The organism is Streptomyces sp. TM32, from assembly GCF_004122755.1.
Lineage (GTDB): Bacteria > Actinomycetota > Actinomycetes > Streptomycetales > Streptomycetaceae > Streptomyces > Streptomyces sioyaensis.
The window spans coordinates 1-25,909 of sequence record NZ_SDIG01000002.1 but is presented as its reverse complement, the minus strand read 5'-3'; the positions used below and the strand labels follow the sequence as shown (position 1 = coordinate 25,909).

At 71.9% G+C, this 25,909-nt stretch carries 25 protein-coding genes and 1 riboswitch; of the genes, 3 read left to right on the top strand and 22 right to left on the bottom strand.

The features are described 5' to 3' along the window. Positions 1–115: 115 nt before the first annotated feature. The 10 genes from EST92_RS00730 to ribD all read right to left on the bottom strand — a co-directional run bounded on the left by EST92_RS00730 (position 116) and on the right by ribD (position 8,813). Positions 116–1,246 (bottom strand): hemolysin family protein, encoded by a 1,131-nt coding sequence (locus tag EST92_RS00730; RefSeq protein ID WP_129279040.1) that lies wholly within the window; start codon positions 1,244–1,246, stop codon positions 116–118. Further along, the gene (locus EST92_RS00725) at positions 1,243–2,616 is read right to left on the bottom strand and encodes a hemolysin family protein (RefSeq protein WP_129279039.1); all 1,374 of its coding nucleotides are present in this window, start codon (positions 2,614–2,616) and stop codon (positions 1,243–1,245) included. Before EST92_RS00725 ends, EST92_RS00730 begins: the two co-directional genes overlap by 4 nt. A gap of 174 nt (positions 2,617–2,790) precedes the next feature. After that, positions 2,791–3,243, bottom strand: coding sequence for a PH domain-containing protein (locus EST92_RS00720; RefSeq protein WP_129279038.1), 453 nt, complete (start codon positions 3,241–3,243; stop codon positions 2,791–2,793). A gap of 56 nt (positions 3,244–3,299) precedes the next feature. After that, entirely contained in the window at positions 3,300–4,148 is an 849-nt protein-coding gene (gene hisG, locus EST92_RS00715; protein ID WP_129279037.1) for an ATP phosphoribosyltransferase, read from the bottom strand. 51 nt (positions 4,149–4,199) lie between these two features. Beyond that, on the bottom strand, positions 4,200–4,472 hold the full coding sequence (locus EST92_RS00710) for a phosphoribosyl-ATP diphosphatase (protein WP_006607416.1): 273 nt from the start codon (positions 4,470–4,472) through the stop codon (positions 4,200–4,202). Positions 4,473–4,506: 34 nt separating this feature from the next. Next, positions 4,507–4,992, bottom strand: coding sequence for a 6,7-dimethyl-8-ribityllumazine synthase (gene ribH, locus EST92_RS00705; protein WP_129279036.1), 486 nt, complete (start codon positions 4,990–4,992; stop codon positions 4,507–4,509). A gap of 54 nt (positions 4,993–5,046) precedes the next feature. Continuing rightward, complete coding sequence (locus EST92_RS00700; protein ID WP_129279035.1) at positions 5,047–6,369, bottom strand: bifunctional 3,4-dihydroxy-2-butanone-4-phosphate synthase/GTP cyclohydrolase II; 1,323 nt, start codon at positions 6,367–6,369, stop codon at positions 5,047–5,049. Next, complete coding sequence (locus EST92_RS00695) at positions 6,366–7,022, bottom strand: nicotinamide mononucleotide transporter family protein (RefSeq protein WP_129279034.1); 657 nt, start codon at positions 7,020–7,022, stop codon at positions 6,366–6,368. The genes EST92_RS00700 and EST92_RS00695 overlap by 4 nt, the downstream gene beginning before the upstream one ends. Then, entirely contained in the window at positions 7,019–7,663 is a 645-nt protein-coding gene (locus EST92_RS00690) for a riboflavin synthase (RefSeq protein WP_129279033.1), read from the bottom strand. The genes EST92_RS00695 and EST92_RS00690 overlap by 4 nt, the downstream gene beginning before the upstream one ends. Before the next feature lies 1 nt (position 7,664). Next, on the bottom strand, positions 7,665–8,813 hold the full coding sequence (gene ribD, locus EST92_RS00685; RefSeq protein WP_129279032.1) for a bifunctional diaminohydroxyphosphoribosylaminopyrimidine deaminase/5-amino-6-(5-phosphoribosylamino)uracil reductase RibD: 1,149 nt from the start codon (positions 8,811–8,813) through the stop codon (positions 7,665–7,667). Between the two features lie 130 nt (positions 8,814–8,943). Continuing rightward, a riboswitch (FMN riboswitch) is annotated at positions 8,944–9,074 on the bottom strand. A gap of 205 nt (positions 9,075–9,279) precedes the next feature. Here ribD and EST92_RS00680 point away from each other — a divergent pair. Continuing rightward, the gene (locus tag EST92_RS00680) at positions 9,280–10,083 is read left to right on the top strand and encodes an NAD(P)H-binding protein (protein WP_129279031.1); all 804 of its coding nucleotides are present in this window, start codon (positions 9,280–9,282) and stop codon (positions 10,081–10,083) included. A gap of 63 nt (positions 10,084–10,146) precedes the next feature. Here the strand turns inward: EST92_RS00680 and EST92_RS00675 are convergent, their stop codons facing one another. Beyond that, complete coding sequence (locus EST92_RS00675) at positions 10,147–10,653, bottom strand: hotdog domain-containing protein (protein WP_129279030.1); 507 nt, start codon at positions 10,651–10,653, stop codon at positions 10,147–10,149. 289 nt (positions 10,654–10,942) lie between these two features. After that, positions 10,943–12,328 (bottom strand): solute carrier family 23 protein, encoded by a 1,386-nt coding sequence (locus tag EST92_RS00670; protein ID WP_129279029.1) that lies wholly within the window; start codon positions 12,326–12,328, stop codon positions 10,943–10,945. 406 nt (positions 12,329–12,734) lie between these two features. Between EST92_RS00670 and EST92_RS00665 the strand changes: the two genes are divergently transcribed. After that, positions 12,735–13,391 (top strand): DUF5995 family protein, encoded by a 657-nt coding sequence (locus tag EST92_RS00665; RefSeq protein ID WP_275540836.1) that lies wholly within the window; start codon positions 12,735–12,737, stop codon positions 13,389–13,391. A 100-nt stretch (positions 13,392–13,491) separates the two neighbouring features. Here the strand turns inward: EST92_RS00665 and EST92_RS00660 are convergent, their stop codons facing one another. From EST92_RS00660 to EST92_RS00650, 3 genes are all read right to left on the bottom strand, one after another. Then, positions 13,492–15,192, bottom strand: a complete 1,701-nt coding sequence (locus tag EST92_RS00660) for an NAD(P)/FAD-dependent oxidoreductase (protein WP_129279028.1) — start codon at positions 15,190–15,192, stop codon at positions 13,492–13,494. 116 nt (positions 15,193–15,308) lie between these two features. Then, positions 15,309–16,124, bottom strand: a complete 816-nt coding sequence (locus EST92_RS00655; RefSeq protein ID WP_129279027.1) for a carbon-nitrogen hydrolase family protein — start codon at positions 16,122–16,124, stop codon at positions 15,309–15,311. Positions 16,125–16,335: 211 nt separating this feature from the next. Continuing rightward, complete coding sequence (locus EST92_RS00650; RefSeq protein WP_129279026.1) at positions 16,336–17,271, bottom strand: LysR family transcriptional regulator; 936 nt, start codon at positions 17,269–17,271, stop codon at positions 16,336–16,338. 54 nt (positions 17,272–17,325) lie between these two features. Here EST92_RS00650 and EST92_RS00645 point away from each other — a divergent pair, with 54 nt between their 5' ends. Next, entirely contained in the window at positions 17,326–18,789 is a 1,464-nt protein-coding gene (locus EST92_RS00645) for an MFS transporter (RefSeq protein ID WP_129279025.1), read from the top strand. Between the two features lie 91 nt (positions 18,790–18,880). Here EST92_RS00645 and EST92_RS00640 read toward each other — a convergent pair whose 3' ends face one another. The 7 genes from EST92_RS00640 to rpe all read right to left on the bottom strand — a co-directional run bounded on the left by EST92_RS00640 (position 18,881) and on the right by rpe (position 25,811). Next, a complete protein-coding gene (locus EST92_RS00640) occupies positions 18,881–19,336 on the bottom strand; it encodes an Lrp/AsnC family transcriptional regulator (protein ID WP_006607431.1) in 456 nt (151 codons plus the stop codon). A 10-nt stretch (positions 19,337–19,346) separates the two neighbouring features. Next, positions 19,347–20,738 (bottom strand): amino acid permease, encoded by a 1,392-nt coding sequence (locus EST92_RS00635; RefSeq protein ID WP_174243885.1) that lies wholly within the window; start codon positions 20,736–20,738, stop codon positions 19,347–19,349. 457 nt (positions 20,739–21,195) lie between these two features. Further along, positions 21,196–22,659, bottom strand: coding sequence for a GuaB1 family IMP dehydrogenase-related protein (locus tag EST92_RS00630; RefSeq protein ID WP_129279023.1), 1,464 nt, complete (start codon positions 22,657–22,659; stop codon positions 21,196–21,198). 202 nt (positions 22,660–22,861) lie between these two features. After that, positions 22,862–23,305: a barstar family protein gene (locus EST92_RS00625; protein WP_129279022.1), complete on the bottom strand. Its 444-nt coding sequence runs from the start codon at positions 23,303–23,305 to the stop codon at positions 22,862–22,864. Then, positions 23,302–23,775: a ribonuclease domain-containing protein gene (locus tag EST92_RS00620; protein ID WP_129279021.1), complete on the bottom strand. Its 474-nt coding sequence runs from the start codon at positions 23,773–23,775 to the stop codon at positions 23,302–23,304. The genes EST92_RS00625 and EST92_RS00620 overlap by 4 nt, the downstream gene beginning before the upstream one ends. A 117-nt stretch (positions 23,776–23,892) precedes the next feature. Next, positions 23,893–24,909 (bottom strand): sugar-binding domain-containing protein, encoded by a 1,017-nt coding sequence (locus tag EST92_RS00615; protein WP_129244989.1) that lies wholly within the window; start codon positions 24,907–24,909, stop codon positions 23,893–23,895. A 218-nt stretch (positions 24,910–25,127) separates the two neighbouring features. Further along, the gene (rpe, locus tag EST92_RS00610) at positions 25,128–25,811 is read right to left on the bottom strand and encodes a ribulose-phosphate 3-epimerase (RefSeq protein ID WP_129279020.1); all 684 of its coding nucleotides are present in this window, start codon (positions 25,809–25,811) and stop codon (positions 25,128–25,130) included. Positions 25,812–25,909: the final 98 nt, after the last annotated feature.

Here is a 25,909-nt window from a genome sequence, read left to right as displayed (position 1 = left end):
GCTGACCCCGGGGGGCGGACTTCTGACCGTCGTCGCGCCGCCGCAACGCCGTTCGCGCCGCCGGCGTCCCTCGGCGCGGTGCCGAGGAACACCGTGCCGAGGGACCCCGGAGAGCTCAGCCCGCCAGCGCCCGGTTCCCGGCCGGCAGCGACGCCTCCTCGCGGGGTTCGGTGACCCGCTCCCCCGCGCCCCGCCGTCCGGCACGGGCGGCCGGGGCCCGGCGGTGGGCCGGGTCGCGGACCTCGCCGACCAGCATTTCCAGGACGTCCTCCAGCGCGACCAGGCCGAGCACCCGGCCGGTCGCGTCGGCGACCGCCGCCAGATGGGACGCGGCCCGGCGCATCGCGGTCAGCGCGTCGTCCAGGGGCAGCTCGGCGCGGAGCGTGGTCATCGGGTGCCAGATCCGCTGGGGCACCGCGCGGTCCCGTTCCTCCAGGTCGAGGACGTCCTTGACGTGCAGATAGCCCATGTACGCGCCGCCGGCCGCACACACCGGGAAGCGGGAGTAGCCGGTCCGTACGGTCAACTCCTCCACCTGACGGGGGGTCACGGAGGGTTCGACGGTGACCAGGGCCGCCCGGTCGAGGAGGACGTCCGTGACGGGGCGGCTGCCGAGCTCCAGGACGTCGGAGAGCTGCTCCTGTTCCGCCGGGTCGAGCAACCCCGCCTGGCCCGAGTCCTCCACGAGGTGGGTCAGCTGCTCGCTGGTGAAGACCGCCTCGACCTCGTCCTTCGGCTCCACCCGGAAGATCCGCAGTACGCCGCGGGCGCAGGCGCCGAGGAGCGTGGTGACCGGGCGGCACAGCCGGGCGAAGGCGACGAGCCCCGGGCTGAACCACAGGGCGGTCCGCTCGGGCGCCGCCATCGCCAGGTTCTTGGGGACCATCTCGCCGATGACCAGGTGGAGGAAGACCACCAGGGCCAGGGCGATGACATAGCCGAGTGGGTGGACCAGCGCCGCCGGAAGACGGACCGCCGCGAAGAGCGGCTCCAGGAGATGGGCGACGGTCGGCTCGGCGACCGCGCCGAGCGTCAGGGAGCAGACAGTGATGCCGAACTGGGCGGCGGCCATCATCTGCGGAAGGTTCTCCAGGCCGTGCAGCACCTGCCGGGCACGGGTGGAGCCCTCGGTCGCCAGCGGTTCGATCTGGCTGCGGCGTACCGAGACCAGTGCGAATTCGGCGCCGACGAAGAAGCCGTTGGCGAGCACGAGCAGGATCGCGAAGAACAGCTGGGCCAGCGTCATCGGGCCACCTCCACGCCGACGGCGACGGGCTCGCGGGGCGCCTCGGGGGCGGCGGGCAGCGTGACGGTCGCGGTCCGTACGATCCTTATCCGCTCGGCGCGGTGGTGCGACACCAGCCGCACCCGCAGCCGCCAGCCGTCGAGTTCCGCGGTATCGCCCGGGGCCGGGATCCGGCCGAGTATGTGCGCCACCAGTCCTGCCACCGTTTCGTACGGTCCTTCCGGGGCGTCCAGGCCGATCCGCCGCAGGGTGTCCACCCGGCAACCGCCGTCGGCGTCCCAGGCGGGGCGGCCCTCCTCCGGCGGGGCCTGGCCGAGTTCGGGCAGGTCCACCCGGTCGTGCTCGTCGCGGACCTCCCCGACGAGCTCCTCGATGATGTCCTCCAGGGTGACCACGCCGGCCGTGCCGCCGTACTCGTCGACGACCACCGCGATCGGCTGTTCGCTGCGCAACCGCTCCAGCAGCGGCTGCACCGGGAGCGTCTCGGGCACCAGCAGCGGCGGCACCGCGATCCGGCCGGCCGGTATGCGCAGCCGGTCGTGCGCCGGGACGGCCAGGGCGTCCTTGAGGTGCACCATGCCGACGACCTCGTCGAGGCGGGTGCGGTAGACGGGGAAACGGGAGAGTCCGGTGGCGCGGGTGAGGTTCACCACGTCCTCGGCGGTCGCGGACGCCTGGAGGGCGCTCACCCGCACCCGGGGCGTCATGACGTTCTCCGCCGTCAGATCGCCCAGCGAGAGGGTGCGGACGAACAGGTCCGCGGTGTCCTGCTCGATCGCGCCCGCGCGGGCGGAGTGCCGGGCGAGGGAGACCAGTTCGCCGGGGGTGCGGGCGGAGGCCAGCTCGTCGGTCGGCTCCACGCCCAGGGCGCGCACCAGGCGGTTGGCGACCGTGTTCAGCAGGGTGATCACCGGACGGAAGAAGCGGGAGAAGGCCCGCTGCGGACCGGCGACGACCCGGGCGACGGGCAGCGGCTTGGACACCGCCCAGTTCTTCGGCACCAGCTCGCCGATGACCATCTGGACGCCGGATGCCAGCAGCATGCCGAGGACGACGGCGATGCCGGGGACCGCGGCCTTCGGCAGGCCGGTGGCGAGCAGCGGCCCGGCCAGCAGCTGGGCCAGCGCGGGCTCGGCGAGCATGCCGACCACCAAAGAGGTGATCGTGATGCCCAGTTGGGTGCCGGACAGCTGGAAGGAGAGTTCCCGCAGGGCGGAGACGACGGTGCGGGCGCGGCGGTCGCCGTCGCTCGCGGCGCGTTCGGCATCGGCCTTCTCGACGGTGACGAGTCCGAACTCGGCGGCGACGAAGAATCCGTTGGCCAGGATCAGGACGAGGGCCGCGGCGAGCAGCAGCAGCGGGCCGGTCATGCCGCCTCCTCCGTGGTGTGCGGGGGTTGGGGAGGGGCGGCGCAGGTACTACAGGACGATCCGTCCATTGCCGGAGGGAGTCACTCCTCGGGTCGCGGTGAGCCCACGTAGGGGCAGGGCGCGTGCTGCGCCCCGGAGAACAGAGTAAACAGCGGGACCCCGATTAGGGCAGGGTCACCCGGCCGTGTGGCCGAGCGCACCGTGCTTCTCGGTGAGGTCGCGCAGCGCACGGGCGTCGCGGATGGCCCGCTCCCTGGCGATGCCCGGCTGGATTCCCATGGCGGGCAGGCTGGTGCCGTCGGCGAGGTCGAGATGGACCCAGGGGTCGCCGGCCCGGAGATTGACCCGCACGATCTCGGCCCAGGCCAGCTCACGCTTGGTGGTGAGGTTGACGACCGTGACACCCTCCTGCCGCGCCACCACCTTGGGGCGGCTGAGCAGCAGGAGGACGGCCAGCACCAGCAGTCCGGTGAGCACGAAGCTGAGCCGCTCGCCGCCGGTCAGCTTCGGCAGCGCCAGCGCGATCGCCGTGAGGGCGACCAGTTGGGCGATGCCGACGGTGTACAGGACGGCCCGGGTGCGGGTCGGCCGGAAGGTCACCGGGAGGCCGGTCAGGGGCGCGGACACGTCGTGGGTCTTCCGTCGTGGGTGAGGCGGGCGTACGGGTGATCAGTGACGGCGGGTCACAGCCGGCAGGCGTGGATGCCGGTGGTCAGGATCGCGCGGGCGCCGAGTTCGTAGAGCTCGTCCATGATGCGCTGGGCGTCCTTGGACGGAACCATCGAGCGGACCGCGACCCAGCCCTCGTGGTGCAGCGGGGAGACGGTCGGCGACTCCAGGCCGGGGGTGAGGCCGACGGCCTTCTCGACGTGCTCCACGCGGATGTCGTAATCCATCATCACGTACCGGCGGGCCACCAGGACGCCCTGCATGCGGCGCAGGAACTGGCGCACCTTCGGGTCGTCGTCCGGGGCGCCGGTGCCGCGGATGACCACGGCCTCGGACTCCAGGATCGGCTCGCCGATGATCTCCAGGCCGGCGTTGCGCAGGGTGGTGCCGGTCTCCACGACATCCGCGATGATCTCGGCGACGCCGAGCTGGATGGCGGTCTCCACGGCACCGTCGAGGTGGACGACGGAGGCGTCCACGCCGTTGTCGGCGAGGTGCCGGCGGACCAGACCGGAGAACGAGGTGGCGATGGTCATGCCGCCGAACTCGGAGACGTCCTTGGCGGTACCCGGGCGGGTGGCGTAACGGAACGTCGACCCGGCGAAGCCGAGCTGGAGGATCTCCTCGGCCGGCGAGCCGGAGTCCAGCAGCAGGTCACGGCCGGTGATGCCGATGTCGAGCTTGCCGGAGCCGACGTAGACGGCGATGTCACGCGGCCGCAGGAAGAAGAACTCGACCTCGTTCTCGGCATCGACCAGGACCAACTCCCTGCGGTCCTTGCGCTGGCGGTAGCCGGCCTCATGGAGCATCGCCGACGCAGGCTCGGACAGTGAACCCTTGTTGGGGACAGCGATGCGCAGCATGAGAGCGAGTTCCTTTACGGCTAAGGGTGTTGGGAGGAGCGGGGAGCTGGATCAGAGGTGGGCGTAGACGTCGTCGAGGGAGATGCCCCTGGCGACCATCATGACCTGGAGGTGGTAGAGGAGCTGGGAGATCTCCTCGGCGGCGGCCTCGTCGGATTCGTACTCGGCGGCCATCCACACCTCGGCGGCCTCCTCGACGACCTTCTTGCCGATCGTATGGACGCCGGCCTGCACCAGCTCGGCGGTCCGGGAGGTGGCGGGGTCGCCCGTGGCGGCCTTCTGCTGGAGCTCGGCGAAGAGCTCCTCGAACGTCTTCTTGGACATGATGGTCACCACCCTACGCGGTCGCCCTGCCCTGTCAGTGCCAGGGCTCGGATACCGAGCGGAGGGTGACGGCGGTGGCGACGGCGGCGGTGACCGCCTCGTGGCCCTTGTCCTCGTGCGAGCCCTCAAGGCCCGCACGGTCCATGGCCTGCTCCTCGTTGTCGCAGGTCAGCACACCGAAGCCGACGGGAACGCCGGTATCGACGCTGACCTGGGTCAGGCCCTGGGTGACGCCCTGGCACACGTAGTCGAAGTGCGGAGTGCCACCGCGGATGACCACGCCGAGGGCGACCACCGCGTCATAGCCGCGGTCCGCGAGGACCTTGGCGGCCACCGGCAGCTCGAAGGTCCCGGGGACCCGCAGCACCGTCGGCTCGCTGATGCCCAGATCGTTCAGCGCCCGCAGCGCGCCGTCGACGAGCCCGTCCATCACCTGCTCGTGCCATTGCGCCGCGATGACGGCCACCCGCAGGTCGCCACAGTTCTTCACGGTCAGTTCGGGTGCGCCCTTGCCGCTCACGGTTCTCCTCGTACGGGTGATGGGGGTGGGTGGTGCTGTCGTCGTGCCGGGTGGCTACTGGTTGTCGCAGGTGGTCGCCGCGGTGTCGGGCGCTCCGGGGGAGCCGGTGCTCGCGCCGGGCTCCAGCCAGGGCAGGTCGTGCCCCATCCGGTCCCGCTTGGTGCGCAGATACCGCAGATTGTGCTCACCGGCCCGGACGGGCATCGGCTCGCGGCCGGTGACGTGCAGGCCGTGCCGCACCAGGGCGGCGGTCTTGTCGGGGTTGTTGGTCAGCAGGCGCAGCGAGCGCACCCCGAGGTCCTGGAGGATCTGCGCGCCCGCCGCGTAGTCGCGGGCGTCGGCGGGCAGCCCCAGTTCGAGGTTGGCGTCGAGGGTGTCGCGGCCACGCTCCTGGAGCTCGTAGGCGCGCAGCTTGGACAGCAGCCCGATGCCGCGCCCCTCGTGGCCGCGGAGGTAGATCACCACGCCGCGGCCGGCCTCGCTGACCCGCTGGAGCGAGGCCTCCAGCTGGGGGCCGCAGTCGCAGCGCAGCGAGTGGAAGACGTCGCCGGTCAGGCACTCGGAGTGGACCCTGACCAAGACGTCCTCGCCCTCGCCGAGATCGCCCGCGACCAGCGCGATGTGCTCGACGCCGTCGACGGTGGAGCGGTAGCCGTGGGCGGTGAACTCGCCGTGGGCGGTGGGCAGCCGGGTGGTGGCCTCGCGGCGGACGGTGGGCTCGGACGACTGCCGGTAGGCGATCAGGTCCTCGATGGAGATGATCGACAGACCGTGCTTGCGGGCGAACGGCACCAGCTCGGGGAGCCGCAGCATCGTGCCGTCCTCTCCCGCGATCTCCACGATGGCGGCGGCCGGGCGCAGACCGGCCAGCCGGGCGAGGTCGACGCCGGCCTCGGTGTGGCCGTTGCGGACCAGCACCCCGCCGGGTCGGGCGCGCAGCGGGAAGATGTGGCCGGGCCGGACGAAGTCGCCGGCCACGGACTCGCCGGCGGCCAGCAGCCGCAGGGTGGTGGCGCGGTCGGCGGCGGAGATGCCGGTGGTCACGCCGTGCGCGGCGGTGGCGTCGACGGAGACGGTGAAGGCGGTCCGCATCGACTCGGTGTTGTGCTCGACCATCTGCGGGAGCTCCAGCCGGTCCAGCTCCGGGCCCTCCATGGGGGCGCAGATCAGTCCGCGGCACTCGCTCATCATGAAGGCGACGATCTCGGGGGTGGCCTTCTCCGCGGCGACGACGAGGTCGCCCTCGTTCTCGCGGTTCTCGTCGTCCACGACGACCACGGGGCGGCCGGCGGCGATGTCGGCGATGGCCTGCTCGACGGGGTCGAGCGCCAGTGCCTCGGCGTCCTCGGCGTCGTACCAGCTCTTGAGGGCGGTCATGCCGCTGCTCCTTCCAGGACGGTGCGATCGGCGACGGCGCGCGAGCGCAGCCACCAGTCGCGCATGCCCCACACGACGAGGGCGAGATAGACGACGTAGACGAGGCCGGAGAAGGCGAGGCCGCTGCTGAAGGCGAGCGGGACGCCGACGACATCGACCAGCAGCCAGGCGAACCAGAACTCGACCAGGCCACGGGCCTGGGCGACCATCGCGGCGAGCGTGCCGACGAAGATGTAGGCGTCCGGCCAGGGGTTCCAGGACAGCTGCGGGTACAGGGTGAACAGGCCGCCGACGGCCGCGGTGCCCAGGGCGGTGCCGGCGACGAGCAGCACGCGCTCGCGGCGGCCGGCGAAGCGTACGGCGATGGAGCCGTCCTGCGCCTGCTGCCGGCCGCGCTGCCACTGCCGCCAGCCCCACAACGCCACCCCGATGACCAGGAGTTGCTTGCCGACGCCGCCGCTGAGGTGGGCGGAGGCGTAGGCGGCGACGAGGATGACGCCGGAGAGGAACTGGGCGGGCCAGGTCCAGATCGAGCGCCGCCAGCCGAGCGCCAGGGCGGCCAGACCGATGGTGTTGCCGATCATGTCCGACCAGATGACGTGCTGGCCGAAGGCGGTGAAGACCTCGCCGTTCAGCGCGTCGAGGACGCTCACCGGTCCATCTCCTTGATCTCGTCGAGGTCCCTGAGCTCCGCGCCCGCCACGGCGCCGCGGCCCAGCAGGCGCTCGACGTACTTGGCCAGGACGTCGACCTCCAGGTTGACGGGGTCGCCGGCCTTCTTGAGCCCCAGGGTGGTCAGGGCGAGGGTGGTGGGGATGAGGCTGATGGTGAAGAAGTCGTCCGCGGCGTCGACGACGGTCAGGCTCACGCCGTCGACGGTGATGGAACCCTTCTCGACGACGTAACGGGACAGTGCGGCCGGCAGCGCGATCTTGACGATCTCCCAGTGTTCGCCGGGGATGCGCTCGACGAGGGTGCCGGTGCCGTCGACATGGCCCTGGACGAGGTGACCGCCGAGCCGTCCGCCGAGCGCCATCGGCCGCTCCAGGTTGACCCGCGAGCCGGCGGCCAGCGCGCCGAGGCTGGAGCGGTGCAGCGTCTCGGCCATCACATCGGCGGTGAATTCACCGTCGGCGGTGTCCACGACGGTCAGACAGACGCCGTTGACGGCGATCGAGTCGCCGTGCTTGGCGTCCTCGGTGACGAGCGGGCCGCGCAGTCGGAACCGGGAAGCGTCACCGAGGTCCTCGATGGCGACGACTTCGCCCAGCTCTTCGACAATTCCGGTGAACACGTCAGTTGTTCTCCTCGTTCAGGGCGTGGCGGACGGGCGTGGCGGTGACCCGCAGATCGGGTCCGAGCCGTTCGATTCCGGTCACGTCGAGCCGCAACGCCTGGGCGATGGTGGTGATTCCGGCGTCGCCGAGGACGGCCGGTCCGGCGCCGAGCAGCACCGGTGCGAGATAGCCGACGACCTTGTCGACGACCTGGGCGGCGAGGAAGGCCCCGGCGAGCGTGGGCCCGCCTTCGAGCAGTACGGAGCGCACGTCGCGCTCGTACAGGGCCTGGAGCAGAGCGGGGAGGTGCAGTCCGCGGCCGTCGGCGGCGCGCGGCAGCCGCACGAGCGGGGCGAGGCCTTCGAGGTGTCCGGCGTCGGCGTCCTCGGCGACCGCGATGAGGGTGGGCGCGGTGCCGTCCAGGACGCGGGCGCCGGCCTTGACGGCGGTGGCACCGGAGTCGACGACGACCCGCAGCGGCTGGCTGATCTCGTCGTCGACGAGCCCGCCGAGCCGCGCGCCGAGCTGCGGGTCGTCGGCGCGGGCGGTACCGGAGCCGACGATCACGGCGTCCGCGGCGGCCCGCAGCCGGTGCACATCGGCGCGCGACTCGGGCGAGGTGATCCAGCGACTGGTGCCGTCCGCGGCGGCGACCCGGCCGTCGAGGGTGGCGGCGTACTTCCACAGCACGAAGGGGCGGCGGCGCAGGACCGAGGTCAGCCAGGCCTCGTTGCCGGCGGCGGCCTCGTCGGCGAGCAGTCCGCCCTCGACGTCGACGCCGGCCTCGGCCAGGGTCAGGGCGCCGCCGGTGGCCCTCGGGTCGGGGTCGGCGACGGCGTAGACGACGCGGGTGACCCCGGCGTCGATCAGCGCCCGGGCGCAGGGGCCGGTACGGCCGGTGTGGTTGCAGGGTTCGAGGGTGACCAGGGCGGTGCCGCCCCGGGCCCGCTCCCCCGCGGCGCGCAGTGCGTGGATCTCGGCGTGCGGCCCGCCGGCCCGGCGGTGCCAGCCCTCGCCCGCCGTACGGCCCTCGGAGTCCAGGACGACGCAGCCGACCACGGGGTTGGGGCTGGTGTGCCCGAGGCCGCGCGCGGCGAGCTCGATGGCCCGGCGCATCGCCGCGGTCTCAACGGGGGCTGGGGTGGCCACCGGGTCCTCCTGCCTCATCGGGCACGGACTCCGGGGCTGTCAGGACGACAGAAAGCGGAAACGCGGCAACGGGGACACCTGGCCGGAAAAAGGCCCGCCCGGAAACGACCGGACGCGCCGCCAACGGCGGTGTACCGAAGCTCGCCCGCCGCGCACTGCCTCCCATCCGGACTTTCACCGTCGGTGCAGGAATTTCACCTGCTCAACCGGCCGCTGGCTGCGGACGGGTCGCGGACTGTAACCGCCGGTTCGGAATTACACCGACCCCGGAGTGCGCTGCTGCTCTTATGTCAGTACAGCATCAGTCTGCCACGGCCGATCGTCGCCCATGCGGGCGAAGCCCTGTGGGCTGCCTCACAACGCTCGGCGCGCCGCCTGTCACAGAACGCACCCGTGTTCCGTCATAACGGGACGACACACGACCCCTCCCCACCCTTCTCACCTTCCCTCTCCTTCACCTCCCTCCTTCAAGGACTGATGCGCAATGGCGACAATTCTGGTGACCGGCGGCACCGGCACCCTCGGGCGGGCCCTGGTCGGCCGGCTGCTCGACGACGGTCATGACGTCCGGTCACTGAGCAGACGGCCGCACACCGGCACGGGGCGGCCGCGGCCGCGGTCGTACGCGGTCGATCTGCGCGACGGAACGGGGCTGGCCGAGGCGGTGGCGGGTGCGGACGCGATCGTGCACTGCGCCTCGTCACCCGCCGGCGGGGACACGGAGGCGGCCGGGCGGCTCGTCCAGGCGGCGAAGGCGGCGGGGGTCGGACATCTGGTGTACATCTCGATCGTCGGGGTGGACCGGATCCCGTTCGGCTACTACCGCACCAAGCTGGCCGTGGAGCGACTGATCGAGGACTCCGGCATCGGCTGGACGGTGCTGCGGACGACGCAGTTCCACGATCTGGTGCTCGGGGTGATCAAGGCGGGCGCCCGCTCGCCGGTGCTGCCGGTGCCGACGGGCGTACGGGTACAGCCGGTCGAGGTGCACGAAGTGGCCGCCCGGCTGGCCGATTTGGCGGTCGGCGAACCGGCGGGCCGGGTCAGCGACCTGGGCGGTCCGGAGGTGCTGGACGCCCGGGACCTGGTGCGGACGACGCTGTGGGCGGGCGGGCGGCGCCGGCTGCTGGTGCCTCTGTGGCTGCCGGGCGCGACGGGTGCGGCACTGCGGCGTGGCGAGAACCTCACACCGCAACACGCCGACGGGCGGCGGACCTATGCCGAGTTCCTCGCGGCGCGGACGGGCGGCGCGGCGGATCGGTCCGCGGGGGCGAACAGTTCGTCCTGAGCGGCCTCCCTGTCGGCGAGCGCGGCGCCGCATCGACAGCGGAGCCGGCCGGTGGCGAACGGCTCAGGCCGCGTCCGCCGCCACGTCCGTCTCCGCCTCCGCCTCCGCCTCCGCGGTGGCCGGCCGGAGCAGGTCCGCGGCGACCGCCCGGGCACGGTCGGACCACGGGGTGGGGCGCAGTGTCCGGGCGTCGACCCGAACGAGGACCCGGTGGCCCTGGGCGTAGGTCTCGGCGCCGTCGGCCGAGCAGAGCCGGAAGCCGTAGGTGAGGCCGGTGCGGCCGAGGCGTTCCACCCACAGATGCGCCGCGTACCGGCCGGGCCGGGTGATCGGGCGCTCGTAGGAGACGCGCATCTCCTTGATGACGTTGCACATGTCCCCCGCGGCGGCCCAGTCACCGTCGAAGCGGAAGCCCCGGCCGTGCCAGTACTCCGCCCAGGCGCGCTCCGCCAGCAGCGGGTAGCGGGAGTTGTGGAGCATGCCGAGCGCGTCGAGGTCGTCGAAGTGGACGGTGACGGGGACCAGTTCGCCGTACGGGACGGTGGGGGCCTGGAGGGATTCGACGCTCACGGGTGATGCTCCTGGGGAGGTGATGCGCCGGCCGGCGCGGTGGAAGCGGAGGCGCAGCGGAACGGGCGGTGCGGTGGGTGCTGTGGGTGCTGTGGGTGCTGTGGGTGCTGTGGGGCAGGTGGTACTCGTGTGAGCCACCTGCCCGAGCCATCGTAAGCGGATGCTTAGGACGCTTCGTCCGCCGGGGCGATGATCGACGCGCGGCATGCGGGCGCCGAGGGCACCGGGCCGTCCGGGCCCTCCGCCGGTCACCGCCCGTCGAGCCCTCGCACCCGGACACCTGCGTGCCTCAACCCTCCCCGTCCGTCGGCTCCTTGTCCTCCCCGGTCCCGGCGTCGAGGAGTGGCGGGTGTGGCCGGCCCGTCACCCTGGAGAGCCACCGCAGGGAGTGGTAGCCGGTGAGTACGGTGAGCGTGCCCAGCGCGATGCCGCTCAGCTCGAAATTCTCGGTGAGCTTCAGCGAGACGCCGCCAATGGCGATGATGATCCCGGCCGCCGCCGGAATGAGGTTCAGCGGAACCGAGAAATCCACCTTGTTCCGGACCCAGATCTGGGCTCCCAGCAGGCCGATCATGCCGTACAGGATGACGGTGATACCGCCCAGCACCCCGCCCGGGATCGCCGCCACCACCGCGCCGAACTTCGGACACAGGCCGAAGAGCAGGGCGAAGCCGGCCGCCGCCCAATAGGCCGCGGTGGAGTAGACCCTGGTGGCCGCCATGACGCCGATGTTCTCGGCGTAGGTCGTGGTGGCGGGGCCACCCACCGCGGTCGACAGGACAGTTGCCGTGCCATCGGCGACGAGGGCCATGCCCATCTTGTCGTCCAGGGGATCGCCGGTCATTGCGGAGACCGCCTTGATGTGTCCGGCATTCTCCGCGATCAGCGCGACCAGGACCGGCAGCGCGACGAGAACCGCGGAGGCGGAGAAATTCGGCGCGTGAAAGGTGGGAAGGCCTATCCAGTCGGCCTTTTCGACGCCGGAGAAGTCGATGCGCCAGTGGTCGGTGAGCTTGCCCGCACCATTGACCGAATGAATTTTCCCCGCGGTTCGGTCCAGAATCCAGGACAGCGCATAGCCGAAGACCAGGCCCAAGAAGATGGCGATCCGCGACCAGAAGCCCCGGAGCACGACGAGCGCGAGTCCGGTGAACAGCATCGTCGCCAGGGCCGTCCACTGATCCTGGGGCCAGTACGTGGACGCCGTAACGGGGGCGAGGTTGAAGCCGATCAGCATCACGACCGCGCCGGTCACCGTCGGCGGGAGCACGGCGTGGACCACACCGGCCCCGACGACATGGATGGCAAGGCCGCAGCCGGCCAAGCAGGCGCCCACCACGAGCATCGCCCCCGTCAGCGTGCCGGCGTCACCGCCCTGGCCCGCGATCACGGCGGAGACGCCCACGAAGGAGAGCGAGGAGCCCAAGTAGCTGGGGATGCGTCCGCGGGTCATCACCAAGAACAGTGCGGTGGCGACACCCGACGCCATCAGGGCAAGACTGGGATCCAGCCCCATGAGCACGGGGGCGACGAAACATGCCCCGATCATCGACACCACATGCTGGGCGCCGAGCGCGATCGTCCGCCCCCACGTCAGGCGCTCTTGGGGCTTGACCACCTCGCCGGGCTGCAGATGCCGCCCGTCCCCATGAAGTTTCCACCCGAAGCCGGCCATCTTCACTCTCCACTCTGCGACGCCCTGCAGGTCACAGAGCCGAGGTGATTCATAGTCGAACGGCTGCGTGGGGACAAACCGAAGCCGGGGCGCAGTCGGCGAGTGGCCTGGGGGATGCGGGGTTCGGCAGCCGTGCCGTGCCGTGGCCGCGCCGTACGGCAGCCGCGCCGTTCGATGGCCGCGCCGGGTCAGGCGCACCGTTCCACAAGAGGGCGCGCCGTTCGTTACCCCGTATCGGTCAACGGCCTCCGCCGTCCCGCGAGATCCGTCACCGCGGTGTCACGCTGAGTGGATGACGACGACTCGGCACTCTGCCCCGCACCCTGATGTCCACCGACGGCCGGACCCGGCCGAAGGGCCGACCGCACGGCCTCCCACCGGCGCGGAAACCGCGGCCGCCGCGGAGCTGGCGGAGGTGCTGGCCCGGATGCGGGCGCTGGCCGCGGCGCTGCCCGCCGAGGACGGTGTGGCCGTCTTCAACGGGGTCTATCTGGCCGTCACCGAGGCGGTGGCGGGGCGTATCGGGGACGGTACGTTCCAGGACCCGACGGCCGCGGGCGAGCTGGACCGCTGCTTTGCGCGGCGGTACTTCGCCGCGGTGGACGCCGCGACCGCCGGACTGCGGCCGCCGGCCTGCTGGCGTCCCCTCTTCCAGCTGCGCCGGCACCCGGGCGTGCATCCGCTGCAGTTCGCGCTGGCCGGGATCAACGCCCACATCGGCCACGACCTGGCACTGGCGGTGCTGGACACCTGCCGGGCGCTGGAGTGCGAACCGGCCGCGCTGGAGACCGACTTCGAGCGGGTCGGCGGGGTGCTGACGAGCCTGGAGGAGCGGATCCGCGAGCGGCTGATGCCCGGCCCCGACGTGCTGGACGTCGCCGATCCGCTGACGCATCTGGTCGGATCGTGGAGCCTGGACAAGGCCAGGGACGGCGCCTGGGTGGCGGCCCGCGCGCTGTGGAGCGTCCGCCGGCTGCCGGATGTCACCGAGGAACTCATCGAACGCCTCGACGCCGGGGTGGGCCTGGTCGGACGGATGCTGCTGACCCCGCTGCCCGGCTGATCCCGCGCCGCCGCCGGGGCCGCCCCTCCCGTCACCCCGACCCGACGCCCCGGTACGGGCCGTTCCTGCCGACGGACAGGAACGGCCCGGTCAACTCCGCCTAGTCCTCCGGCAGCTCCACCGGCGCGATCTCGTCGTACACATCGCCCGGGCCCGGGTTCGTGGCGTCCGTCGTGCCGCCGAAGTGGTGCATGACGCCCCACACCGCGTTGAGTGCGGTCTGCACCGCGCCCTCGGCCCAGCCCGCGGTCCAGGAGATGTCGTCGCCCGCGAGGAACAGGCCCCGCTTGTCCTCGGGGAGCCGGTCCTGCATGAAGTGCGTGAACAGGCGCCGCTGGTAGCGGTAGTGGCCGGGCAGGTTCGCCTTGAAGGCGCCCATGAAGTACGGCTCGTTCTCCCAGGACACGGTGACCGGGTTGCCGATGATGTGCTTGCGGATGTCGACCTTCGGATAGATCTCCGAGAGCGACTTCAGCATGACCTCCATCCGCTCGTTCGCCTCCAGCGGCAGCCACTTGAGGCTGTCGTCGCACCAGGTGTAGGAGAGGCAGATGACGGCGGGTTCGTCCGGGCCGTTGTCGAGCAGGTAGGTACCGCGGGTCATCCGGTCGGTCAGCGTCATCGACATGACGTCCCGTCCGGTGTCCTCGTCCTTGTCGAGCCAGAACGGCCGGTCGACGGGGACGAAGAGCTTGCTGGACTCCATGTAGTGGGTGCGCTCCATCGCCGTCCAGTGGTCGATGGGGAACAGCGAGTCGTCGCAAGCGATCTTGCTCAGCAGCATCCAGGACTGCGCGGTGAAGACGGCGGCCTCGTAGGTGCGGATGTCACCGTCGGCGTCGGTGACGGTGACGCGGTTGCCGGCGGTGCGGTTCAGGCGGGTCACCGCGGGCCGGGGCGCGCCGTCGTGCAGCGACGACAGCGAGGTGCCCGGCGCCCAGTGCACGATCTTCTGCGGCTCGCGCTCCCACAGAAGCAGCGGCAGCTGCTGGCTGCCGCCGACGATGCCGCGGTGGTGGTCGTCCGCCTCGGTGTAGACGACCCGAAGGATCTCCAGGATGGAGTTGGGGAAGTCGGTGTCCCAGCCGCCGGTGCCGAAGCCGACCTGGCCGAAGATCTCCCGGTGGCGGAAGGACCGGAAGGCCGTCGAGTCGCAGAGGTAGCCGTAGAAGGTCTGGTTGTCGAGCTTCTCGACGAGCCGGGACCAGATCTCGCGGATGCGCGGGACGTCGCGCTCGCGGATCGCCTGGTTCATGTCGGAGAAGTCGGCGCCCTCTTCCAGGCAGGCGTTCCAGGCGTCCATGACCTGGTGGTAGACCTCGGGGAGGTCCTCGACCGTACGCGCGTAGTGGGACTCGCCCTTGAGGTCGACGACGGTCGAGGGGGTGTCCGGCGCCAGCGGGTTGGGGAACGGCTTGGTCGTCAGGCCCACCAGGTCGATGTAGTGCTGGAGCGCCGTCGAGGACGGCGGGAAGCGCATCGCGCCCATCTCGGCGGTCAGGCCCGCTGCTTCGGACGGGGTGCCCTCGAAGCCGACGGTGCGCAGCCGCCCGCCTATTTGGTCGGCCTCGTAGACGACGGGCCGAAGGCCCATCTTCATCAGCTCATAGGCGGTGATGATGCCCGAGAGGCCGCCGCCGATGACCGCGACCTCCTTCCCGTGCTCGGTCGCGGGGACCTGGCCCAGGCCCGCCGGGTGGGCGAGGAAATCGTCATAGGCGTACGGGAAGTCCGGGCCGAACATGGTGATCGGGGGCTGGGCATCCGCGTGGTGGGCGGCGGTGGGCACCGTGGACGTCATCGGGGACGGACTCCTTGCAGACAGGGCACAGCAGGCAGGGCAGTACGGGCCGGCGGGACCGGCCCGCGGCGGGGCAGGGGGAAGCAGCAGAACGAGGGGAGGGGGGATCGGGTGGGTCAGGTCAGCGGGCCGTACAGCTCCGGCCGCCGGTCGTGCAGATACGGGTTGGCCACCCGGGATTCCTTCAGGAAGGCGGGGTCGACCTCGGCCCGCACCAGCTGTTCGGTGCGGCCGGCGCGGGTGCGTACGACACCGTCGGGGCCGGCCAGGCAGCTGAGGCCGACGAACTCGAACGCGCCCTCCGCGCCGACCCGGTTGACGTACGCCACATACATCTGGTTCTCGAAGGCGCGGACCGGGATGACGGACTCGGCGACGAACTGGAAGGGGTGCATCTGCGCGGTGGGCACCAGCAGCAGATCGGTGCCGGCCAGCGCGTGGGCCCGGACGTTCTCCGGGAACTCCACGTCGTAGCAGATCATGACGCCGATCCGGAGGCCGCCCAGCTCGGCCTGGACGACGGCCTGCTCACCCGGGGTGAACCACTCCCGCTCGAAGCAGCCGAAGAGATGGGTCTTGCGGTAGTTCGCGAGGCGCTCGCCCTCGGGGCCGATGAGCTGCGCGGAGTTGTAGACCGCGGCGCTGTCGGGCTCCTCCCGGCCGGCGCGCTCGGGGTAGCCGTAGAGCACCGCGATGCCGTGTGCGGCGGCGATCTCGGCGATGGCCCGGGCGCTGTCGCCGTCGGCGGTCTCGGCGAGGCGGTGGACCCCGTCGCCGATGGCGTAGCCGGTCAGGAAGAGTTCCGGGCAGGCGAGCAGTCCGGCGCCGGTCGCGGCCGCCGTACGGGCCGCGTCGTCGAGGATCCGCAGGTTGTGCGCGACGTCGCCGGGCCGTCCCGAACTCTGGAGCAGGGCGGTGTGCAGCGACGTCATGGGATCCCTCGGCGAGGTGGTGCGGGTGGACGCATTGACGGTACGGGCCGCCGGTGAGGCGGGACAAGGCGCCACCGTTGCGCGCTGCTGGACGATTCATTGCGTGTTCACGGGAGGCTGCGGTGATTCGTTGCGTCCTGACGCAGCCGGCCACGGCAGCAGGTCGCCCGACCGGCCGGTCCCTCACGGGGAGGCCGCCCGGCCGCGGCGCTCAGGCCCCGCCGGCCGGCAGCTCCCGCAGGGCCTCGCGCACCGTCTCGCGCACCAGCCCGCGCAGCCAGCGGTGCCCGGCGTCGGCGTCCTGACGCGGATGCCAGGCCATCTCCATGGTCATCGTCGGCAGGTCGAGCGGGATCGGCAGGGTGCGCAGTCCCAGGCGGCGGACGGTCGAGGCCGCGGCCCGCGCATTGGCCAGGCCGACCGCATCGCTGTCCTGGACCATCATCAGCGAGGCGGCGAAGGTCGGGACGGTGGCGATCACCCTGCGCCGCAGCCCGAGTTCGGCGAGCGCCGCGTCGACCGGACCGGTCAGCCGGCCGCGGCGGGAGAAGTTGAGGTGCAGCGCGTCGGCGAAGCGGCGCGCGGTGAGCTTTCCGGTGGTCAGCGGGTGGCCCTCGCGCAGCACCGCGACGCTGTGGTCGATGAACAGCTCCTCCCTGCGGATCTCCGGCTCCACGCTGTCGATGACCCCGAGTTCGAGGTCCGCTGAGCCGTCCCGCAGCAGCGGCACATCGACGGAGCTCTCGCCGAGGAAGCGCAGCACGACCTGCGGCGCCTGCTCCGCGGCGCGGGAGAGCAGGCCGGGGCCCAGAGCTGTGACGACGAGGTCGTTGGCGTGGAGGGTGAACACGCGGGCCAGCGCGGCCGGGTCGGCCGGCGCGGACGGGGCCAGTACACCGTGGGCCGCCTCCACCAGCCGGCGCACCTCTGCCCTGATCTCCAGGGCACGCGGCGTGGGCACCATGTGGCGGCCGGCCCGGACCAGCACCGGGTCGCCGGTCGTGCGGCGGATCCGGCCGAGTGCCCGGCTCATGGCCGGTCCGGAGAGCCCGAGCCGGTCGGCGGCCGCGGTCACGCTCTGTTCTTCGAGCAGGGCATCCAGCGCCGTCAGCAGGTTGAGGTCGATGTTTGCGTTTCGCGCAATCATGGAGTGCACACCTTGCATTTGAGGTCAACTCAACGGGACTCTAACGTCCCGGCCATGACCTCGACCGCTTCCCCTCCCACTCCCTCGCCTCCTGCCGCTCCCGCTGCCGCTGGTGCCCGCGCCGGGCGGCGTTCGGTGACGGCCGCGATGTGCGCCTGTGTCCTGGTGGCGCAGTCGCTGGTGGCCGCGATGAATCTGGCCGTACCCAAGATCACCACGAGCGGGCTGCACCCCTCCCCCGCCCAGATGCTGTGGATCGTCGACATCTATGTACTGGTCTTCGCCGGCCTGCTGATCCCGGCCGGGGCGCTCGGCGACCGGTTCGGCCGCAAGGGCATCCTCCTGACCGGGCTGGGCGTGTTCGGCGCGGGCGCACTGCTGTGTGCCCTGGCCACGGAGCTGCCGGTCCTGCTGGCGGGCCGTGCCGTCGCCGGCGCGGGCGCCGCGCTGCTGGTCCCGGCGACCATGTCCGTACTGCTGCACGCCTCCCCGCCCGACCGCAGAGCCGGGGCGGTCGCCGCCTGGAGCACGGCGATCGGGGCCGGCGGCCTGGCCGGCAACGCGGGCGGCGGACTGATCGTGCAGCACCTGCCCTGGCAGGGGCTGTTCTGGGTCTACGTCCCGCTCGCCCTGGGCCTGCTGTGCTGGGTCTCGACGGCCGCGCCCCGGGTTCCCCGGCAGACCGCGGCGCTCGATCTGCCGGGCTCGGCGCTGCTGGTCCTCGGTGCGGCGGCGCTGCTCTTCGGCATCATCGAAGGCCCGGGCAGGGGCTGGTTCTCGGCGCCGGTGACGGGTGCCTTCGCGCTGGCGCTGGTGGTGTTCGCGGTGTTCGTCCGGCACGGTCTGCGTGCTGCGCACCCGGTGCTGGACCCCCGGCTGTTCCGGCTGCCGCGGCTGCGCGCCGGCAGCATCGGCATCGCCGTCACCTTCTTCGGGATGTTCGCGCTCTTCTACGTCAATGCGCAGTTCCTGCAGTACGTGAAGGGGTACTCACCGCTTCAGACGGGCGGTGCGATCGTGCCGCTGGCCCTCGGGATGATGGCGGTCACGAAGTTCGGCATACGCGGGGCCGAGCGGGCCGGCGAGGCCCGGACGGCCGGTGCCGGCCTGGTGCTGATCGCGGTCGGTCTGCTGCTGCTCTCCACCGCCAACGCCCACACTCCCTACCCCCGCTACCTGGTGTTCCTTCTGGTGATGTCGGCCGGTGCGGGGCTGGCGATGCCGACCCTGTCGCATGCGATCGTGACGTCCGTACCGGCGCGCCGCTCCGGGATGGGCTCCGGACTCCAGGGCGCGGCACGGGAGTTGGGGGCGGCGCTGGGCATCGCCGTGGTGGGCACCGTGCTGTCCGTGCGCATCGCCTCGGGTACCGGGCACGGCGCCGGGGCGGCCGCCGCGTTCACCGGCGCCATGGAGCTGGGCTACCGGATAGCGGCAGGAGTGGTGCTGGTGGTGGGCATTGCCGTGGTGACCGGTCTGCGTACCGGGGCGCGGGCCGGCGGCCGGGCCCGTAGGTGACCTCACGGGTGCCGGAGGGAGCGGGCCCGCCGGCACGGACACCGCACACGAGGGCGCTGTCCGGCCGGCGGCGCGGCCCCCAGGGGCCGGATCAGCGCGGCGCCCCCGACCCGTACCGCCGCAGCAGCGGCGAGAGGACCAGCACGGACTTGGTCCGCTCCACGAACGGTTCGCCGGCGATCCGCTCCAGCACCCGCTCGAAATGCCGCATGTCGGCGGCGAAGACCTGGACGATGGCGTCCGCCTCACCGGTCACGGTGGAGGCGGACGCCACTTCCGGGTAGCGCGACAGGCCGCGGTGGATCGCCTCGGGCGAGGTGTTCCGGCGGCAGTAGAGCTCGATGACCCCTTCGGTCTCCCAGCCGAGCGCGGCCGGGTCCACCCGTACGGTGAAGCCGGTGATCGCGCCGTCCGCCCGCAGCCGGTCCACCCGGCGCTTGACGGCCGGCGCGGACAACCCGACCTCCTGGCCGATGTCGGCGTAGCTGCGGCGGGCGTCCTCGGCGAGGGCGTGGACGATGCGTTCGTCGAGATCGTTCAGTCGCACTGCGGGTGGATCACTTCTCTGCGGTGGCCAATCGGGAGCGGCGCATGCCGTATCCGAAGTAGACCACAAGGCCCACGGCCATCCAGGCACCGAAGACGACCCAGGTCACGACGTCGAGGCTGCCCATCATGTAGAGGCACAGCAGGAAGCCGATCGCCGGGAAGAGCGGCGAGAGCGGGGTACGGAAGCTGCGCGGCATGTCCGGCCGGGTGCGGCGCAGCACGATCACCGCGACGTTGACCAGCGCGAAGGCGAACAGGGTGCCGATGCTGGTGGCGTCGGCCAGCTGACCCAGCGGCACCGCCGCGGCGAGCACCCCGCAGAACAGCGACACGATCAGGGTGTTGGCGCGCGGCGCCCCGCTCTTGGGGTGCACCTTGGAGAACACCTTCGGCACCAGCCCGTCCCGGGACATCGCGAAGAGGATGCGGGTCTGGCCGTAGAGCACGGTCAGCACGACGCTGGCGATGGCGACCACCGCGCCGAGGGCGAGCAGCACCGCCCAGAAGCTCTGTCCGGTGACCGACTTCATGATCCCGGCCAGCGCGGCCTCCGAGCCCTCGAACTTCTGCCAGGGCATGGCGCCCACGGCGATGGCCGCGACCAGGCAGTACAGCGCGGTGACGATCACCAGCGAGAGCATGATCGCGCGCGGCAGGTCGCGCTGCGGGTTCTTGGCCTCCTCGCCCGCGGTGGAGGCGGCATCGAAGCCGATGTACGAGAAGAACAGGGTCGCGCCGGCGGCGCTGACGCCCGCCATACCCATCGGCATGAAGTTCGCGTAGTTGCCCGAGCGCACGCCCTGCAGCGCGACGCCGCAGAACAGCAGAAGTGCGACGATCTTGACGGCGACCATGATCGTGTTGGCCCGGGCGCTCTCCTTGGCCCCGCCCAGCAGGAAGACCATCGCCAGCAGCACGACCACGAGCGCCGGCAGGTTGAAGATGCCACCGTCGCCGGGCGGCTGGGACAGCGCGTCGGGGATGGTGAAGCCGAAGACCCCGTCGAGGAGCTCGTTCAGGTACTGGCCCCAGCCCACGGCGACGGCCGCGACCGAGACGCCGTACTCCAGGATCAGGCACCAGCCGCAGACCCAGGCGATCAGCTCGCCGAGGGTGGCGTAGGCGTAGGAGTAGGAGGATCCGGAGACCGGGATGGAGCCGGCCAGCTCCGCGTAGGACAGCGCGGAGAACAGGGCGGTGATCCCGGCGATGACGAAGGAGAGGATGACCGCGGGCCCGGCGTCCGGGACGGCCTCGCCGAGGACGACGAAGATGCCGGTGCCGAGCGTGGCACCGATGCTGATCATGGTCAGCTGCCACATGCCCATGGAGCGGCGGAGCTCTCCCCCCTGCCCCTTGCCGCCCTCGGCGACCAGCCGCTCGACGGGCTTGCGCCGCATCAGCCGGGTGCCGAGTCCTCCGGGAGAGGGGGGTAGGGGGTCGCCGGCCCCTGCGGGCGGGGCTGCGCCGTGCTCCAACACTGAAGTGGCTCCTTATTCGCTGCCGATCGATGACGTACGGATGACGGCGACCGGCAGCGGTCGGGAGAAGGGCATGCCGAAGCACACCGCAGCAGGAGACCGCCGAGCAGACGGTCCCCGCCACTCCACGTACAGCGCATGACCTTACGGGCCGCCGCTGACCTGCCGTAATGCAGGTTCCTTGCGTAACCACGGATGATCGTTGCGCACCGGCGCGGCGGACGATGGTTCGTTGCGCGCCAGGGTGAGATCGTAACGGCCGCCTCCGGATGGGCCTCGAACCGGGTCCGATGCTTCCGGATACGCCACCGGCCCCGCACCGGGTCGGTGCGGGGCCGGTGAACGGCGCGCGGAGCCCTTTACGGCTCCTCGGCGGTCAGCTCCAACTGTCGTGGAGCGGCTTGCCCTCGGCGTAGCCGGCGGCGCTCTGCACGCCGATCACGGCCTTCTCGGCGAACTCCGCCAGGGAGGCGGCGCCCGCGTAGGTGCAGGAGCTGCGGAGACCCGCGATGATCGAGTCGATCTGGTCCTCGACGCCGGGACGCGCCTGGTCGATGAACATCCGGGAGGTGGAGATGCCCTCCTCGAAGAGTCCCTTGCGGGCCCGGTCGTAGGCCGACTCCTCGCTGGTGCGGCTGCGCACCGCACGCGCGGAGGCCATCCCGAAGCTCTCCTTGTACGGCCGGCCCTCGGCGGTGTGCTGGAGGTCGCCGGGCGACTCCAGGGTGCCGGCGAACCAGGAGCCGATCATGACGTTGGACGCACCGGCGGCCAGCGCCATCGCGACATCGCGGGGGTGGCGCACCCCGCCGTCGGCCCAGACGTGCTTGCCGTACTTCTTGGCCTCGGCGGCGCACTCCAGCACCGCGGAGAACTGCGGCCGGCCGACACCGGTCATCATGCGGGTGGTGCACATCGCACCCGGTCCGACGCCGACCTTGATGATGTCCGCGCCGGCCTCGATCAGATCGCGGACGCCCTCGGCCGCGACGATGTTGCCCGCCACGATCGGGACCTGCGGATCCAGCCCGCGGACCGCCTTGATCGCGCTGATCATCGACTCCTGGTGGCCGTGCGCGGTGTCCACGACGAGCGTGTCCACGCCGGCGTCCAGCAGCGACTTGGCCCGCCCGGCGACATCGCCGTTGATGCCGACGGCGGCCGCGATCCGCAGCTTGCCGTTGGCGTCCGTGGCGGGGGTGTACAGGGTGGCGCGGAGCGCGCCCTTGCGGGTGAGGATGCCGATCAGCATGCCGTCGGCGTCCACCGCGGGCGCGAGCTTGCGGTTGGCGGCGTCGAGGCGGTTGAAGGCCTCCCGCGGGTCGATGTCCGCGTCCAGGACCAGCAGGTCCCTGGACATGACCTCGGCGACCTGGGTGAAGCGGTCCACCCCGGCCAGATCGTGCTCGGTGACCACACCGACGGGGCGGCCGCCCTCGACGACGATGCCCGCGCCGTGCGCCCGCTTGGGCAGCAGCGCCAGGGCGTCGGCGACGGTCGAGACCGGAGACAGCACGATCGGCGTGTCCAGGACCAGATGCCGGCGCTTGACCCAGGTCACGACGTCGGTGACGACATCGAGCGGAATGTCCTGCGGGATGACGACCAGGCCGCCACGGCGGGCCACGGTCTCGGCCATCCGGCGGCCGGCGATCGCCGTCATGTTGGCGACCACGAGCGGAATGGTGGTGCCGGTCCCGTCGTGGGAGGACAGATCCACCCCCTGGCGGGAGCCCACGGCTGAGCGGCCGGGCACCATGAACACATCGTCGTAGGTCAGGTCGTACGGCACCGAAGAACTCTCTTCGAGCGCGCCGTTCTTCGGATTCAGGAATCGCATATGGCCAGGATACGGGCCCTGACCAGGGCTCATGTGATTGTCTGAGGTATTTGCCAGTCGTGTGTGCGATCCCCCAAAGGGCCCCGCGACGGATGGCGCCGCCAGGCCGGCCGGGTGCTCCGCGCGCCTCCCGGCCCCCGCGGCACGACCGTCCGCGGGAACGTGGCAGGTCAGGCGCGGCCCGCCGCTGGGCGCCCCGCGGCTAAGCCCCCTGCCGGGCCCGGCACCTGACCATGATCACGGCAAGGCCGGTGTCCGTGTCCCGCCAGTACCCCACCGCGTCCGCCAGGATGCCCTCGATGACGCTCCAGTCCTCCGGGGCCGCGGCGGCATAGCCCTGCCAGGCCGTCACGACCAGCAGCCGGCCGCGGCCGGCGGGACACCAGGACAGATCGGTCAGGCAGTCGGCGAGCGCGTCCCAGTTGCGCCCGAACCAGTCCGGCAGCCGCAGCGCGCGGGCGCACCGGTCCATGAACGCGGACTTGTCCGCGACCCCGTCCAGGTCCAGTGCGGTCCCCGTCCAGCCGGCGTCCCGCGCGGCCGCCAGCGCCTCCGCGACCGAGCGCTCCGCGGGCCAGGGCAGCACTCCGGGAGGCGTACTGCCGTCGAGCACCGCCGCGAGCGGCCGGGGCACAGAACCCGTCATCGGAGCACCGCCTTGAAGGTCCGGTAATGGTCGTCGGTGTAGTACGTCTCATGGCTCTCGCCGGTGACGATCCGGCGGGCACCGCGGTCCGGCGAGCCGGGCGTGGGGACGGTGTACTCGTGGTAGTGACCGCGCGGCTGGCGGGGCAGCAACCGCTCGCGGTTGCCGAAGACGGTCCCGTCCTGCCGGTACGGGAAGGGCCCGCCGGCGTCGATGATCCGGAGGGTGTCCCGCGCCCGGGAGGGCAGCTGGGCGACGGTGACGACCCGCATGCCCTGGGCCCATGCCGGTGTCTTGGTGGCGCCCGGCGAACCGGCGGCGGCCGTGACGGTGGCCGTGGCTCCCGGCGATCCCTGCGAACTCCCGTTGCCGGCACCGCTCGTGGCACACCCGGTCAGGACGAGGAGCAGCCCGGCGAGCAGCGCACCGAGCAGCGCGGCGGCGCGGGGCACGGCGGAGCGGATCACCATGGCGCCGATGCTGTCACAGGCCCGCGCGGGCCGCTCGCCGGTGACCGCACCGGGGTGGGGCCGGGCCGTCCGGCAGCGGCTACCGCGCTCGCCCGCGGCGGCACGCCGCGGCGCGGATCACGCCCCGTCAGGATCCGCGCGGTCGAGCGCGGGGCGCGGCCCGGGGCCGGTCTCCAGCAGCAGGTGGTCGGCGGCGGCGGTGTCCGTGACCAGGCTCGTCACCAGTCCGGAGCGCAGCACCGCGCCGATCGCGTCGGCCTTGCGCCGGCCGCCGGCGATGGCGACGACCTCCGGGATACGGCGCAGCCGGTCCGCCTCGACCGTGATGCACCGCTCGCCGAGGTCCCGGCCGATCCGCCGCCCCTCGGCGTCGAAGAGGTGCGCCGACATCTCGGCCGCCGCACCCAGCGAGGCGTAGTGCTCCCGCTCCTGCTCCGAGAGCATGTCGTAGACGGTCGAGACGCCCGGCTCCCAGGAACCGATGGAGACGCAGGCGACGGTGACCTTGTCGAAGTACTCGAAGGCGCGGGCGATCCCGGTCTGCCGGCGCAGCGCCTCGGCGGTTGCCGAATCGGGCAGCAGCATCGGTGCGTAGATCGGGTGCGCCTCGCCACCGGAGACATCGGCCGCGCGGCGCACCGCCTCGACCGAACCGCGGTCGGCGGTACCCGCGTCGTAGACACCGGTCAACTGCACGACCGTGCAGGGCGGGAGGCGGTGCAGGGCCGCCGCCATGTGGATCGTCGACCGGCCCCAGGCCAGCCCGAGCACATCGCCCTCGTTGACCAGCTCACCGAGCAGATCGGCGGCCACTTCGCCGAGGTTCTCCGGGTCGGCGGCGTCATCGGGCGGGGTCTGACCCCCGAAGGCGGGGGGAGCGTCCGCGGGTGACTCGACGACCACCGCGTGCCGCAGGCCGTAGCGGGCCCGCAGGGCGTCGGAGCGCTCGGCGTCCAATTCGGAGGGCACCCGGATCTCGATCCGCACGAGATCGCGTTCCAGTGCCGTCTCCAGCACCCGCGCGACCTTGAACCGGCTGACGCCGAATTCCTCCGCGATCTGGATCTTCGACTTTCCCTCAAGATAAAAACGGCGGGCCATGGCCGCAGCCTGCACCAGCTCGGCAGGGCCCATTCCGGACTGTGGGCGGCTGGCTACCACGAAATTCTCCCCTTTTGCGCATCTGATCGAGTCTTTGCTCATCCTTTCAGAAACCCGGGGGCAACGGGGACCATGACCGCCCCGACCCACGTGAACGCTCGGTGGCGCCACGGACAAGAGGCGGCACGGCCGCACCACGGAAAGCCCCCGTGGCTTGCGGCGGCGGGCCGCCCGCCCCCGTTTCCGGGAATTCAGTGCGCGCAGCCCCAGCCCGCCGCCGCGGTCGCCGTTTCCGCCTTCTCCCGCAGATCCCGGACCGCCTTCGCCGGGTCGTCCGCGCTGTACACCGCCGAGCCTGCCACGAAGACGTCGGCGCCCGCCTCCGCACAGCGCTCGATGGTGGTCGCCGAGACCCCGCCGTCGACCTGCAGCCACATCTCCAGGCCGTGCCGGGAGATCAGCTCACGGGTCCGACGGATCTTGGGCAGCATGATGTCCAGGAACGCCTGGCCGCCGAAGCCGGGCTCCACGGTCATGATCAGCAGCATGTCGAGCTCGGGCAGCAGGTCCTCGTACGGCTCGATGGGCGTGGCCGGCTTCAGCGCCATCGAGGCCCGCGCCCCCTTGGCCCGGATCTCCCGCGCCAGCCGCACGGGCGCGGCCGCCGCCTCCACGTGAAAGGTGACCGAACCGGCCCCCGCCTCGATGTACTGCGGCGCCCAGCGGTCCGGGTCCTCGATCATCAGATGCAGATCGAGGGGGGTGTCCGTCGCCTTGCCCAGCGACTCGACGACGGGCACGCCGAGGGTGAGATTCGGGACGAAGTGGTTGTCCATCACGTCGACGTGCAGCCAGTCGGCGCCCTCTACCGCCTTCGCCTCCTCGGCGAGCCGGGCGAAGTCCGCGGACAGGATGCTGGGGTTGATCAAGGCCATGCCCCCAGTATGGCCTGCGGCCCGCGAACCGGTGGAGGCGGGACGGATGCGGGGCGAGCGCCGGGGGCCGGGAGCCGGGCCCGGCCACCGGTGGGGGT